We start from the raw sequence: 13,091 nt of genomic DNA, 5'->3' as shown, positions 1-13,091 counted from the left end.
GCGGCCGGAGCCAGCGCCGACGACAGCGGGACCGGCACCGAACCGGATGAACTTGAATTGAAGCGATGAAGCCCGCGGCGGGGATCACCTCTCCCAAAGGGAGAGGTCGGATCGCATCGAAGATGCGGTCCAGGTGAGGGGTTACGCTCCCACTATCCGCTGCGGCCCCTCACCGGATTGCTCAGGCACGCAATTGTGCGCCAAGACAATCCGACCTTCTCCGCTGGCGAGAGGTGCAACTCCGGCCGGGCTCACGTGCCCGGCCGCGACACCTCGGTCTCCTTGCTGGTGATGAACTCCAGCAGCACCGGCACGCCTTCCCTTGTCTTCTGGATACCGCGCTTGATCGCGGGGACGATGTCCTCAGGCCGCTCCACCCGCTCGCCATGGCCGCCAAAGGCGCGTGCCATCGCGGCGTAGTCGCCGGAGATGTCGGTCGAGCGATATTTTTCAGTCGAAACCGGCATCACCTTCAACTCGATCGCCATCGAGAAATTGTTGAGCAGGATCGACATGATCGGGATGCGCTCGCGCACCGCAGTCTCGAAATCCATGCCGGTGAAACCAATGGCCGCATCGCCCCAGACATTGATGCAGAGCTTGTCGGGTCTTGCGAGCTTGGCGCCCATCGCAAGACCAAGCCCGTAGCCGAGCTGCGTCGTCTTGCCCCAGCCGAGATAGGTGAGGGGTTTTACTGCTTTCCAGAACGGTGAGAGCTGGTCGCGCGGGCTGCCGGCATCATGCGTGATGATGGTGTTCTCGATGTCGACGGTGTGCTGAAGGTCCCACAGCACGCGGTAGGGGCTCAAGGGGGCGTCATTGCTGGTGAGCTTCGGCATCCACTTCGCAAGCCATTCCCTATGCGAGGCCGCGATCTCGACCGCGACCGCCGAAGCATCGCGATCCGCGGTGACGGTCTTGCCGATCTCCTCCAGCAGTGCGTCGAGCACGAGGCCGGCATCGCCGACCAGGCCGATCTTGGCTTCCACATCCTTGTTGAGATGGTTGGGATCGAGCGTGGAATGAATGATGGTCTTGCCTTTCGGCATCGCGATGCCGAAATTGGTCTCGGTGAAGGAGCAGCCGATGCCGAAGATGACGTCGGCCTCGGCGAGAAACTTCGGCACCGCGCGCGGTACCGCGAGCCCGCCCGAGCCGAGCGAGAGCGGATGCGTTTCCGGAAATGACGATTTGCCCCCCAAGCTGGTGGTGACGGGGATCGCCAGCCGCTCCGCGAGCCGTTTTAGCTGCGGCCAGGCCTGCGCGTAATGCACGCCCTGGCCGGCATAGATCACCGGCCGCTTTGCATTCACCAGCAGGCTGGCTGCTTCCTTCACGTGAACAGGATCGGCGCCATAGCGGGTGCGCAGCACCGGCGTGTAGTGCAGCGGCTCCGGCACCTCCTCGTTCCACATGTCCGAGGGGATTTCGACGATCACCGGCCCGCCGCGCCCGTTCTTCAGCTTGGTGAAGGCGCGGCGGAAGATGTTGGCGACCTCAGTCGCGAGGACGATCGGCTCGGACGACTTCGCGAACGGCCTCATCGCCTCGCTGGAATTGAAGTTCGGCTCGATATGCGCCAGCCTGCGCTGATAGCCCATCGGCAGCACCAGCACGGGGACAGATTCGCCGAAGCACTGCGCGACCCCGCCCATCGCGTTCTCGGCGCCCGGCCCATGCTGCATGCAGAACGCGCCGATGCTGCGCCCCGACGTCACCCGCGAGATCGCATCCGCCATGTGGATGCCGACGCGCTCCTGCCGCACCATCACGGGGCGGATCTCGGCCTTGGCCGCGTGCTCGATCAGATGGTTGACCGGATAGCCGCAGAGGATCTCGATCCCCTCGCGCCTCATGATTTCCGCGATGGCGGTGCCGAGCTTCATGGCGTCTCTCTCCTCAGGCGGGGCCGGTTGATCCGGCTTGTTGGCGAGAGGATCAGGAATTTCGGGAAGCGTAAAGCGCGCGCGGCGTGCGCGGCGGTAGGCCAGCTATGCATCGCGAGCGTGCACCGGCTCCAACCGGTGATAGTCGCCGCAGTCGCTCGCGGTCGGCCGAACCCGCTGCAGCAGGCGCTTGGCCGCAAGGAGATCCGGCGTTTCGAAGCCCTCGGTGAACTCGCTATAGATCGGGGAGAGCAGCCGGACAGCCTTGGCCCTGCGGCCGGTCGCGATCCAGTGCGCCGCGAGATCGGTGGCGATCCGCAACTGGAATGTCATCGCGCCTATGGCGCGCGCTTCGGCGAGCGCTTGTTGTAGCCGCTTTTCGGCGCGCAGCGGCTCGCCGGCGTGGAGGAGGATCGCGGCGTCGACGCGCTGAAGTTCCGACCGGCACCAGCGCTCGCCCTGGCGCTCCTGATGGCCGATCGCCCGCGTGATGGCCTCGTGCGCCTCGGCGATCCGCCCTTGCCGTAGATAGGCGCGGGCGAGGACCGCGAGATAGCTGCCGATCCGCATCAGGAAGCGACATTCGATCAATTCCTCGATCGCGGCGCGAATATCCTCCACCGCGCGCGGATCGCCGCGCAAGTCGCGAAGGCAGGCGGAGAAATAGCGCTCGACCGGAACCCAGCGCGAGATGCGCTCGCGTTCCAGGTTGCGACGCAGTCGCATCGTGAAGCCAGCGAGCGCGTCCAGATTGCCAGTTTCGAGCGCCACAGGAAGTGCGGCGAGCCCCAGTGCATTCGACTGCGACACCCAATGGCCGCTGCGATCCGCGGCGTCGACGGCGTCGCGAGCCAGCCTCGCCGCGTAGTCGGCCTGCCCCTGCATCCACGCCACGAATGGCAGGTTGAAGCGGACGGTGATGAACCGGTAGACTTCGTTCGCATCCTTGCGCGAACGGCCCTCGGCCAGCGAATAGGTTGCGGCGAGACGGTCGAGAACCGGGCGGCTCTTGCTCAATTCGCCGGCAAAGGCGCGGGCCCAGGCCAGCGCGCGGTCGGCTTCGGACGTTGCGGTCAAATCGCGGTCACGGTCGGCCAGCTCCGTGGCCTCCTCAAGATAGGCTGTGGCGCGCGGGACCTCGCCGATCTGCAACAGGTAAAAGGCAAAGCCCACCAGCGCGCGCTGCTGATACTCGATGTTGCCGGCCCGTCTTGCAAAGGCGATCGCATCCAGCCAGGCAACCTCATTCTCATTCGACATCTTGCGGGCGTAGAACAGGCTCCATCCAAGAGCACAGGCCAGCTTTGCCTTCGACAGATCGTCGCACGCGACGGTCTTGGCCAAGGCGAGCGTGTCCTGCAACCGCGCTTGCGCTTCCGACAGGATGGAGGTTTCCGACCACAAGGTGATCGCCGCAACCGTGAGCCTGATTCCGAGGACAGGATCGCCCTCCTCGCCCAATGCCCATGAAAGAGCCGCGCGCAAGTCGGCTATGCGACCAAGGTAGCGCTGTGTCCAATCGGCCGGCTCGCGCCAGTTCCACTCCTCCTCGGACTGTTCGAACACCGCAAGCACGCGCTCCGCATGGCGGCGCAGCACCTGGCCGCAGGCAGGATCGGCCAGGCGCCGTTCGGCGGCATAGCGCCGCGTGCTGTCGAGCAATCGATAGCGCAGGGTGGCGCCCCGAGCCTGCGCGCTCAAAAGCGATTTGGCAACGAGCCTGCCGAGGCCGGTGACGACGTCGACCGGCGTGAGTCCTCCCGCCTCGGCGACGAAGACCGCGTCCTCAACATCGAACGCGTCACTGAACACCGACAGCAGGCCGAACAGTCTGGCCTCCCTCTGCGACAGCAGCTTGAAGCTCCAGTCGATCGTCGCCATGAGGGTTTCGTGGCGGGGCGGGGCGCCGTCGGCGGCGGGGGCGCGAAATCCCAGAGCCTGGTCGAGCAGCTCCACCAATTCGCGAGGATTGAACCTGCCGATCTGGGCTGCCGCCAATTCGATCGCCAGCGGAAGGCCGTCGAGTGCGTGGCAGATCGCGGCGACGGCCTCGCAATCATCGTCGACGAACTGGTAGTCGGACCATTCGGCGGCGCGGCCGACGAACAACTGCACCGCCGGAAACCTGACGGCCTGATCGATCGTCAGGGCGTGGTCGGGTTTCGGTGAGACCAGCGAGCCAAGCCGGACGACATGCTCGGTGGCGGTGCCGAGCGGTTCGCGGCTCGTCGCAAGCAGCCTGGATGGCGATGTGTCCGCCATGAACCTGCCGGCGAAGATCGTCGCGGCGGGTAGCACATGCTCGCAATTGTCCAAGACAAGCAACATCTGCCGCGGTCTCAGATAGTCGAGGGCCGCAGCCAGAGCGTTGTCGGTATTGCCCCTGATTCCAAGTGCCGTCACCAGCGCCGCGCCGAACAGCGTCGGATCGGAGATCGTCGCAAGATCGACGAGGCAGAAGCCGTCGCGGCACGCCGGCGCAAATGCCTGGGCTACGGCCACGGCAACTGTCGTCTTGCCGATTCCTCCTGCGCCAGCCAGGGTCACGTGCCTGTTGTCGGCCAACAGACCGGCGATTTCGCCGATTTCCGCTTCGCGACCAATGATGCCGCGCAGCAATGGCGGATTGGACAAGGGGAGCGGTTCGGCGAGCACCAGATCATCCTCGATCTCGCCGATGCTGATTTGCACCTCGGCGATGAACTTGTACCCGCGGCGCGCCACGGTCGCGATGTAGACGGGCTCGATCTGGGTATCCCCCAGCGAGCGCCGCAAGCTCCACATGTTGACCTTGAGATTGCTGTCGTGAAGGAAGGTGCCCGGCCAGGCGGCCGCCATCAGCTCATTCTTGCTGACGAGCTCGCCGCAACGCTGCACCAGCACCTGCAACAGCTCGAATGCGCGTCCGCCCAGTTTGACGGGGCGCCCATCGAGAAGGAGCAGTTGACGGCGGGGAATCAGTCGAAATGGGCCGAAGCAGTAAGTGAGCTCCTGCCGGCGTGCGCCCCGTTGTCGTGTCTCCGTGGCAGCCCGCATTGATCATTGCCAATCGATCGAACAGATCGCCTGGAATTATCATGCACTGCAAACTTATTGAAGAGAGCCCTTCCGAATTCGCACGATTGCCGCGGGCGTCTGCCGCAGGATGGCTGCGACAAAACGCTCGCGCGGGACGGTTTCGGCTATTTTTTGGGCTTGCCAAGAACGGCCATGCGCATGACTTCGACGCCGCCGTCGGCAAGTTCCGGAAGCTTGGCGAACCAATCCTTTACATAAGGCATCGCGTTGTGCGCGTCGAAATCGGCCTGGCTGGCGAACACTTCGTAGAAGATGAAATGGCCGGGCTTGGCGCGGTCTTCCTGAAGGAAATAGACCAGGTTCTTGGGATCGCCGCGGACCAGGTCAATCAGCGGCAAAGTGGCGGCGCGCAGCATGTCTTCTTTTCCAGGCTTGGCGCGCACCTGCGCCACCACGGAATATGCACCTTCCGGGATCTCCTGATAGTGCACGCGCGGCGCTTCCTGAGCCATGGCCGGAAGCGTCGCCGGCGCCGTCGAGGCGGCGAACAGCAGGGCGGCAAGCGAGTTGCGGACGAGAGTTTGCATGGTGAAGTCCTTCACATGTGATCGTATGCGCCGGGCGACCAGTCAAGGCACTGACAGCCGCCCGCCGATCGAGGGTCTAGCGCACGATTTTCTGTTGCCGTTTTGCCAGGGCCTCGCTGAAGCGCTTCTTCACGGGACCGAGCGCCTTGACGAACTCGAGCTGCTCGCCCTCGGGTCCCTTGCAATAGATCAGCTCCCAACCGTTCGAGGGTTCAGTGGTCACCCGGTTCGTGTTGGTGCTGCGGGGCGCGGCCTTGCGATCCGCTTCCGTCATGACGCGGATGGTGCGGTTCGCTCTCACCTGCATCATGCCGCGGCGCGCCGAATCCGCTTCGAGATCGGCAATGAACTTGTTGAAGTCGACATCGTCGCGAACATAGAAGCAGATGTGCATCATGCGCGGAAAGGCAGGGCTCATGTGCTCCACCGGCTCGGCGAAACTCTTCGCGCTGCCCATGGGCTGATCAGCCTCGCGATATTGCAGCAGTTCCAGCACCATGTTGTCGAACTGGATGAAGCGGACATCGAGCCGCTGCGCTCCGCTTCGCAAGTCGGGCACGCCAATGGTTCGCGGATTGACCCCGCGTGCGTTCGCCTCGATCTCCTGGTCGGCCAGCAGCGTGTTCTGCACCCCGTCGCCCTGGAAGTCGCCGTGCCGGAACGCCTCGGTGCCGCCAAGCACCTCCGTGTAGAACTGATAGGCACGCTCCATGTTCTGGACTGTCAGCCCGAAATGTTGGACGCCCTGGAGCCGCGCGCCGAGCGGCGCCTCGTCGCGCTCCGCTGACGACACGCCGTCGGCATCCTGTGCCGCGGCCCGTGCTTCGGTCGCCGCGCCGGCGAGGCCGGTGACGACGGCTGCGCCGGCTGTCTGGAGCAGGGCGCGGCGGCCCATATCGGTGGCGTTGTCGGCTTCGTCTGTCATGTCACTCTCCTTGGTCGTTCGGTGGATTGGTCTGCGTTGTCCTGCCGGCCGGAGCAGTGCTTGGCCGCGGTGAACCTGCTGCGCCCTCGGGTCTCAATCGGCAGCGGGAAGCGGAGCTGCGGGGCTGACGAGCCCCTCGGAGCGGAGCTCGCGCCAGAAATCCGCGGGGATGGCTTCCTCGAGCGCAGCGCGATCCTCGGCAATGCGGCCCGGGCGGCTCGCACCGGGAATGACGGCCGCTACCACCGGATTGGCGAGCGCGAACTGCAGGCCAGCTGCTTTCATGCTGATGCCATAGCGGTCTGCGATCGCTTTGATCCGCGCCACCTTGTTGACGATTTCCGGAGGCGCCGGCGCATATTCGAAGTTCGGACCGCCGACGAGCGCGCCCGAACTGTAGGGGCCGCCGACGACGATCGCGAGCTCATGCTCCGCAACCATCGGCATCACCCGCTGCAGCGCCCTTGCATGGTCGAGCAGCGTGTAGCGGCCCGCGAGCAGGAAGCCGTCGGGGCGCGGCTCTTCGAGCGCGAGCAGCAGCTCGATCGGCTCCACCCGGTTGACGCCGAGTCCCCACGCCTTGATCACGCCCTCGTCGCGCAGCCGGTCGAGCGTCTTGAACGCGCCCTTGCGCGCGCTTTCGAACACGGCCAGCCACTCGTCGCCGTAGAAATCCTGCGCAACGTCGTGCACGAAAGCGACGTCGATGTGGGAGGTAGCGAGCCGCTTCAGGCTGTCCTCGATCGAGCGCAACGTTCCGTCCCGGGAATAGTCGTTCACGATCCTGTTCGGGCGGCCGTATTTGAAGACGCCACCTTTCTCGCCGAGATCGCGGGCACCGACATCCTCGACCTCGTCCAGGATCACGCGCCCGACCTTGGTGCTGACGACATAGTCGCTCCGCTTCCGGCCGGCGAGCGCTGCGCCCATGCGGATCTCGGCAAGACCCGCGCCATAGAAGGGAGCCGTGTCGAAATAACGGATGCCGTCGTCCCAGGCCGCAGTTACCGTCGCGAGGGCTTCCTGCTCCGGGATGTCGCGGAACATGTTGCCAAGCGGCGCCGCACCGAAGCCCAGCGTTCCGGGCAGTATATCCTTGAGGGCCATGTTGCGAGTCCTTGTGTGACGGCCAGAACCATCCGTGCGCGGCACGGCGGATCTAGTCGGCTGCGGATATGTCTGCGCTTCTGATGAACGCAGCGACCTCGCGCGGATGCGATAGCATCACCGCGTGGCTGCTTTTCAGCTCCGCCACCTTCGCCCCCGAGCGTTTGGCCATGGTGCGCTGTGCCGTCGGCGGGATCATGCGATCCTCGCTGGTCACCATGTAGTAGGTCGGCTTCGCCTTCCAGGCCACGCGATCGACCTTGGTCTGCACCGCCTGCAGTCCCCAGGGCAGTTGCGCAGCGCCCATGAAGCGGGTCGTGGCCGCGTCGACATCGGCCGCGAAAGAGGTGGGGAATTTTTCGCGGTCAACGAGGAGATAATTGCCCTCAGTGACCAGCGGAGCCTTGTGCTCGCCGGCCGGCACTGGGGCTTCCGCCAGCGTGCTGACAGACTCTCCGGCGTCGGGAGCAAATGCCGCGAGATAGACGAGGCTGCGAACCTTCGGATTGTCGCCGGCTTCGGTGATGATCATTCCACCGTAGGAATGCCCGACGAGAATGACCGGATGCCGCGCCTTGGCGATCACGCGCTCGGTCTCCGCGACATCGTCGCGAAGCGTGATCGTCGGCTGCTGGATGACGAGCACTTCATAGCCCGCGTCCGCGAGGATGTTGTAGGTGTCCTTCCAGCCTGAGCCATCGACGAAGGCGCCGTGGACAAGAACAATCGAAACGGTCCTCTCGGCCGCGACCGCGGGGACGGCCGTTGCGATCGACAATGCAGCAAGCGCGGAGATGAGCGGCTTCATACCAGGCCCCGATCCTCGATACGGCGACATTGCCGTTGATGCGCCCTTCACTAGCGTTCGTGAGCACTGCGGTATTTCCGATTCCTGCGCGATGATGGACGCATCTTGCTCAAGTGCGACGTGATCAGCTTTCGAAGCCGAATGCGCCTGGCTCCAAGCCTTTGCTTTGCCTGGCTTTTACCTCTTTTAACCGCGCCGCCTCTGGACTTCGCTAACGCGGCTTGTGAGTAATTCGCAATCGGCGTGGCAGTGAACGAGGCTGCAACTCACCACCGGATGGAATGATCGCTCGCGCGCGATACGGGGCCGGGATTCGCCGCAACGAAGCGGAGGTCGTGATGGCGCTCGTGACGCATGGAGATCAGAAATACAAGAACAGCGAGAAGCTCGCGGCGGCCAGCGACTGGCCGGGGCTGAGCATCGAGCATCGCAGGTTCGAGGCGGGGCGCCAGGCAACGCCCGTTCCCATCTGCACCGAAATCGTCATGGTGCTGTCAGGCGGCGGCATGGTGTGCCGGGTCGGCAACGGCGAAGTCCAGAAGAGCCTCGCACGTCCGGGCATGAGTTATCTCGTGCCCGTGGGGACGCAGGAGAGCCATCTCGAGCTTTCGGACCGGATGGAATGTCTTCATCTCTATCTGCCGCCGGCGCTGCTGGACCACAGCGCACTTGCGGATTTCGACATCGATCCGGCAAAGATCGAGATCGCCTACGCCCACGGTCTGGCGGACCAGGTGCTCTTCCACATCTGCTCGCCGCTTCGCGATTTGCTCCATCGCCCGCGCCAGCCGACCGACGCGCTGTTCGTGGAGGGGATCCAGGTCGCGCTCGCGGCGCATCTTCTGGGCAACTACACGATCGACCGTTGGCGCGCGCCCGACAAGTCGCCGGCGCTCGACCCGCGGCGCCTCCAGCGCGTGCTGGACTATATCGAGGCTTCTCTTCGTCGTGATATCAGGCTCGAGGATCTGGCGGCTCAGGCCTGCCTCAGCCCCTATCATTTTTCCCGGCTGTTTCGCGAAGCGACCGGACTGTCACCGCACCGTTACGTCACCGATCGCCGCGTCCAGGCCGCGCGACACGAGCTCGCGCGTCACCACTTGTCCCTGGTCGAAGTTGCCCTGGAGTTCGGTTTCGGCTCGCAGGCCAATTTCACGCGCGTGTTCCGAAAGGCCGCAAATCTTACGCCGGGGCAGTATCGCGAATTGTGCTGCGGCCAGGCCGAGATGAAATCCGATCGCGATGATACGGCATTCCGCAGGGATTGCGCATGATCCCGCAGGATTCGGAAATACTGTTCAGCGTGCATCGGGCAGTGCTGTTGCGGCGACCACAAACGCTAGAGGATCTACTGACATGATCGAGCTCACGGTGAACGGGATCAAGCGCCAGGTCGACGTCGTTCCCGAGATGCCTCTGTTGTGGGTGCTGCGTGACGAGCTCGGCATCACCAGTGCCAAATACGGCTGCGGTGTCGCGCAATGTGGCGCCTGCACCGTTCACATCGACGGCAAGGCGGTTCGGTCCTGCCAATCTCATATCGGCGAGGTTGCGGGCAAATCGGTCGTCACGCTCGAAGGACTGCACAACAAGGACCAGCATCCGGTCTTACAGGCCTGGATCGCGCATCAGGTGCCGCAATGCGGCTACTGCCAGACCGGCCAGATCATGCAGGCCATCTCGCTTCTCGCATCGATCCCCAAACCGACGGACGAGCAGATCAATCAGGTGATGTCCGGCAATCTCTGCCGCTGCGGCACCTATCCGCGCATCCGTGCGGCGATCCATGCGGCTGCTGCGAACAAGATGGCGGAGAAGTGAGATGGGCCACATGCAGACTCTTTCCCGTCGCGCCTTCGTCTTCGGCTCTGCTGCCGTCGCCGGTGGCATCGCTTTCGGTGCCTATAGTCACGCCGAAGCGGCCGCGCCGAGCGCCGATGGCAATCCGCTGACCGCTCGCCTCGGCCCGAATTCGGTGACCTTCAATCCCTGGGTCGAGATCAGCCCGGACAAGATCACGCTGATCGCGCAACACGCCGACATCGGCCAGGGCGTCGGCTCGGTGCAGCCGATCATGATCGCCGAAGAGATGGACCTCGATCCCGGCCAGTTCGAAGTCCGGTTCGCTGATCCCAGCCCGGCCTATTTCAACACGGGCTTCGCCGACGAGTTCGCGCCGTTCGTGGCCGCGGACCAAAGCCCGGCCGCAGAGGAAGCGCGCGCGGCCACGCTCGAATGGTTGCGAAAGTCCGGCCTGCAAATGACGGGTGGATCGAGCACGATTCCGGACACGTACCAAAAGCTGCGGGTGGCCGGTGCGGTCGCGCGCGAGACGCTCAAGGCCGCTGCGGCCAAGCGTTCGGGCGTCGCAGTAGCCGACCTTCGCACGCAATCAGGCCATGTGATCCTCCCCAACGGTACCAACATCGCCTACGTCGAGCTCGCGGCGGAAGCGTCGAAAATTCCGCCGGTGCTCGATGCGCAGCCGCGCGACCCGTCCAAATGGCGCATGCTGGGCAAGCCGATGATGCGGCTCGACGTCCGATCGAAAGTGATGGGCGAGTTGAAGTTCGGCATCGACCTGAAAATGGACGGCATGCTGTATGCGTCCGTCAAGCTGAACCCCGCCAAGGGGCAGCCGCTGAAATCATATGACGCAAGCAAGGCGCGCGCGATGCCGGGGGTCAAGAAGGTCCTTGAGATCAAAAATGGCGTCGCGGTGATCGCGGCCAACAGCTGGTACGCGATGAAGGCGGTCGACGTCATCACTTGCGAGTGGGCGCCTTCGGTGTATCCCGCCGAGCAGGCCGATCACTGGAAGGTGCTGGAATCCTCGTTCAAGCCTGAGTTCCTGGGCAAGGAGTGGAAGAAGATCGGCGACATCGAAGGCGGGCTGAAGACGGGCAAGCTCGTCGAAGCCGAATATCGCGCGCCATATGTGGCGCATCAGCCGCTCGAGCCGCTGAACGGAATCGGCCTCGTCACCGACAAGGGCATGGAGATCTGGGTTGGCCATCAGAGCCCCCGCTTCGTGCAATATGTCGCGGCGACGGCGATCGGCCTCAAGCCGGAACAGGTCACTTTCCACAATCAGTGGACCGGCGGAAGTTTTGGCCATCGCCTCGAGTATGAGAACGTCCGCGTTCTCGCCGAGATCGCCAATCAGATGAAGGGCACGCCGATCAAGCTGGTGTTCTCGCGGGAGGAGGATTTCCTCCAGGACATCCCGCGGCAGATTGCGATCGCCCGGCACCGCGGCAGCATCGACAAGGGCAAGATCGTCGCCGCCGATCTGCAACTTGCCTCGACGACGCCGCTCAAGGGGCTGCTCGAGCGTTCGGGCACGCCCTCGAAGGATCCCGACGGGCAATTGGCTGCAGGGCTGTGGAACGTCTATTACGACATCCCCAATTTCCGGGCCACGAGCTACGAGGCGCAAGGCTTGTCGCCGAGCACCACGTGGCGTTCGGTCGGCGCTTCGACATCCGGTTTCTTCACCGAGAGCTTCATCGACGAATTGATCCATGCGGCCGGCCTCGATCCGATGAAGGCGCGCATCGCAATGTGCACCGTGCCGCATTATCGCAAGGTGCTGGAGACCGTCGCTGAGATGTCGGACTGGAAGGGGCCGCTCGGCAACGGCCGGGGCCGCGGCGTCGCCTTCGTGGAGTCGTTCGGGACGCCGACCGCCGAAGTCGTCGAGGTGACGGCGACGGACCGCGGTATCAGGATCGACAAGGTCTGGGTCGCGGTCGATGTCGGCAAGGTCGTCGATCCCGTGAACTTCGAGAACCAGGTCCAGGGCGGCGTCGTCTGGGGACTCGGCCACGCCATCAATTGCGAGCTCACTTACGCAAACGGCGCGGTGCAGCAGACCAATTACAATCACCACGAAGCCATGAGGATCTACCAATGCCCGGTCATCGAGGTTCGCGGGCTGGAGAACGATCCGAAGGTGAGGGGTGTCGGCGAGCCGCCGGTTCCGCCGGCCGCGCCTGCACTCGCCAATGCGATCTTCGCGGCGACCGGAAAACGTATCCGCGAAATGCCCTTCAACAAGTTCATCGATTTCGTGTGAGGCAGGCCGTGAAGAGATCTCTGATTGCGCTCGTCCTCGCAGGCTCGGCAATGGCCGCTCTCACGGGGATCGTCGCGGCCAAGGACGAGGCCGCCAAGGATGCCTTGAAGGACGTGCTGCCGCCCGGCAGTGTCAGCCGCGCCAAGGGACTGGAGGCGTGGAAGCGGATTGAGGCCGTGGTGACACATCCACGGTGTGCCAACTGCCACGTCGATGCCAAGGCCATACCGATCTGGACGCCGGCCGGCGAAACCAAGCCCCGTCCGCATGGCATGAACATCCACGGCGGCGAGAGCCGCATCGGCGCGGAAGCGATCCCTTGCTCGACCTGCCACATGACCTCGGCCCAGGCAAACGAGCCGGCACCGTCGCCGCCGCGCGCCGGCATCGACTGGCAACTCGCGCCGGTGGCTTTCATCTGGTTCGGCAAGAGCGGCGCCGAGATCTGCGCGCAGCTGAAGGATCCCAAGCGCAACGGCGGCCGCGACGCCGCTGGCCTCGTCGAGCATTTGCGGCACGATGCATCCTTGAACGGCTTCATCCCGCGGGGCTGGGCGCCCGGAGCAGGCCGCTCCACGCCGCCGGGCACCTTCGAGGATCACGTCAAGGACATGGCGATGTGGGGAGCGGCCGGGCAGCCCTGTCCGAATTGACAGCGTTTGCTGTCTCACTCGGGCTGACC

Annotated in this window: 11 protein-coding genes and 1 pseudogene; 5 read left to right on the top strand and 7 right to left on the bottom strand. The window is 64.3% G+C overall.

Annotated features, from left to right (window positions below):
- Positions 1-251: 251 nt before the first annotated feature.
- On the bottom strand, positions 252-1,946 hold the full coding sequence (locus ACVIIV_RS31745) for a thiamine pyrophosphate-requiring protein (protein ID WP_456748875.1): 1,695 nt from the start codon (positions 1,944-1,946) through the stop codon (positions 252-254).
- A 45-nt stretch (positions 1,947-1,991) separates the two neighbouring features.
- Positions 1,992-3,842 (bottom strand): ATP-binding protein, encoded by a 1,851-nt coding sequence (locus ACVIIV_RS31740; protein ID WP_456748938.1) that lies wholly within the window; start codon positions 3,840-3,842, stop codon positions 1,992-1,994.
- Between the two features lie 72 nt (positions 3,843-3,914).
- Between ACVIIV_RS31740 and ACVIIV_RS31735 the strand changes: the two genes are divergently transcribed.
- The gene (locus tag ACVIIV_RS31735) at positions 3,915-4,055 is read left to right on the top strand and encodes a hypothetical protein (protein WP_456748937.1); all 141 of its coding nucleotides are present in this window, start codon (positions 3,915-3,917) and stop codon (positions 4,053-4,055) included.
- A gap of 591 nt (positions 4,056-4,646) precedes the next feature.
- Here ACVIIV_RS31735 and ACVIIV_RS31730 read toward each other — a convergent pair.
- The 5 genes and pseudogenes from ACVIIV_RS31730 to ACVIIV_RS31710 form a co-directional block, all read right to left on the bottom strand.
- Positions 4,647-4,922 (bottom strand): annotated as a pseudogene (locus ACVIIV_RS31730) (winged helix-turn-helix domain-containing protein); the annotation flags it as partial.
- Between the two features lie 146 nt (positions 4,923-5,068).
- The gene (locus ACVIIV_RS31725) at positions 5,069-5,506 is read right to left on the bottom strand and encodes a putative quinol monooxygenase (RefSeq protein WP_456747699.1); all 438 of its coding nucleotides are present in this window, start codon (positions 5,504-5,506) and stop codon (positions 5,069-5,071) included.
- Positions 5,507-5,567: 61 nt separating this feature from the next.
- Entirely contained in the window at positions 5,568-6,416 is an 849-nt protein-coding gene (locus ACVIIV_RS31720; protein ID WP_456747698.1) for a VOC family protein, read from the bottom strand.
- 93 nt (positions 6,417-6,509) lie between these two features.
- Positions 6,510-7,523, bottom strand: coding sequence for an aldo/keto reductase (locus ACVIIV_RS31715; RefSeq protein ID WP_456747697.1), 1,014 nt, complete (start codon positions 7,521-7,523; stop codon positions 6,510-6,512).
- A 52-nt stretch (positions 7,524-7,575) separates the two neighbouring features.
- A complete protein-coding gene (locus tag ACVIIV_RS31710) occupies positions 7,576-8,331 on the bottom strand; it encodes an alpha/beta fold hydrolase (protein WP_456747696.1) in 756 nt (251 codons plus the stop codon).
- 338 nt (positions 8,332-8,669) lie between these two features.
- On the opposite strand from ACVIIV_RS31710, the gene ACVIIV_RS31705 reads away from it, so the two are divergent.
- From ACVIIV_RS31705 to ACVIIV_RS31690, 4 genes are all read left to right on the top strand, one after another.
- Entirely contained in the window at positions 8,670-9,605 is a 936-nt protein-coding gene (locus ACVIIV_RS31705) for a helix-turn-helix domain-containing protein (RefSeq protein ID WP_456747695.1), read from the top strand.
- 82 nt (positions 9,606-9,687) lie between these two features.
- Positions 9,688-10,152 (top strand): (2Fe-2S)-binding protein, encoded by a 465-nt coding sequence (locus ACVIIV_RS31700; protein ID WP_456747694.1) that lies wholly within the window; start codon positions 9,688-9,690, stop codon positions 10,150-10,152.
- Between the two features lies 1 nt (position 10,153).
- The gene (locus ACVIIV_RS31695; RefSeq protein ID WP_456747693.1) at positions 10,154-12,409 is read left to right on the top strand and encodes a molybdopterin cofactor-binding domain-containing protein; all 2,256 of its coding nucleotides are present in this window, start codon (positions 10,154-10,156) and stop codon (positions 12,407-12,409) included.
- Between the two features lie 8 nt (positions 12,410-12,417).
- Positions 12,418-13,062, top strand: coding sequence for a hypothetical protein (locus tag ACVIIV_RS31690; protein ID WP_456747692.1), 645 nt, complete (start codon positions 12,418-12,420; stop codon positions 13,060-13,062).
- Positions 13,063-13,091 lie beyond the last annotated feature (29 nt).

This window comes from Bradyrhizobium sp. USDA 4354 (assembly GCF_054060315.1).
The sequence above is the reverse complement of the archived record's forward strand: the minus strand, read 5'-3'. Positions and strand labels throughout refer to the sequence as shown.

What these genes read in the sequence shown, in the direction of transcription:
- ACVIIV_RS31695 (WP_456747693.1), top strand. Translation starts at nt 10,154, where the DNA reads ATGGGCCACATGCAGACTCTTTCCCGTCGCGCCTTCGTCTTCGGCTCT.
- ACVIIV_RS31705 (WP_456747695.1), top strand. Translation starts at nt 8,670, where the DNA reads ATGGCGCTCGTGACGCATGGAGATCAGAAATACAAGAACAGCGAGAAG.
- ACVIIV_RS31710 (WP_456747696.1), bottom strand. Translation starts at nt 8,331, where the DNA reads ATGAAGCCGCTCATCTCCGCGCTTGCTGCATTGTCGATCGCAACGGCC.
- ACVIIV_RS31700 (WP_456747694.1), top strand. Translation starts at nt 9,688, where the DNA reads ATGATCGAGCTCACGGTGAACGGGATCAAGCGCCAGGTCGACGTCGTT.
- ACVIIV_RS31720 (WP_456747698.1), bottom strand. Translation starts at nt 6,416, where the DNA reads ATGACAGACGAAGCCGACAACGCCACCGATATGGGCCGCCGCGCCCTG.
- ACVIIV_RS31715 (WP_456747697.1), bottom strand. Translation starts at nt 7,523, where the DNA reads ATGGCCCTCAAGGATATACTGCCCGGAACGCTGGGCTTCGGTGCGGCG.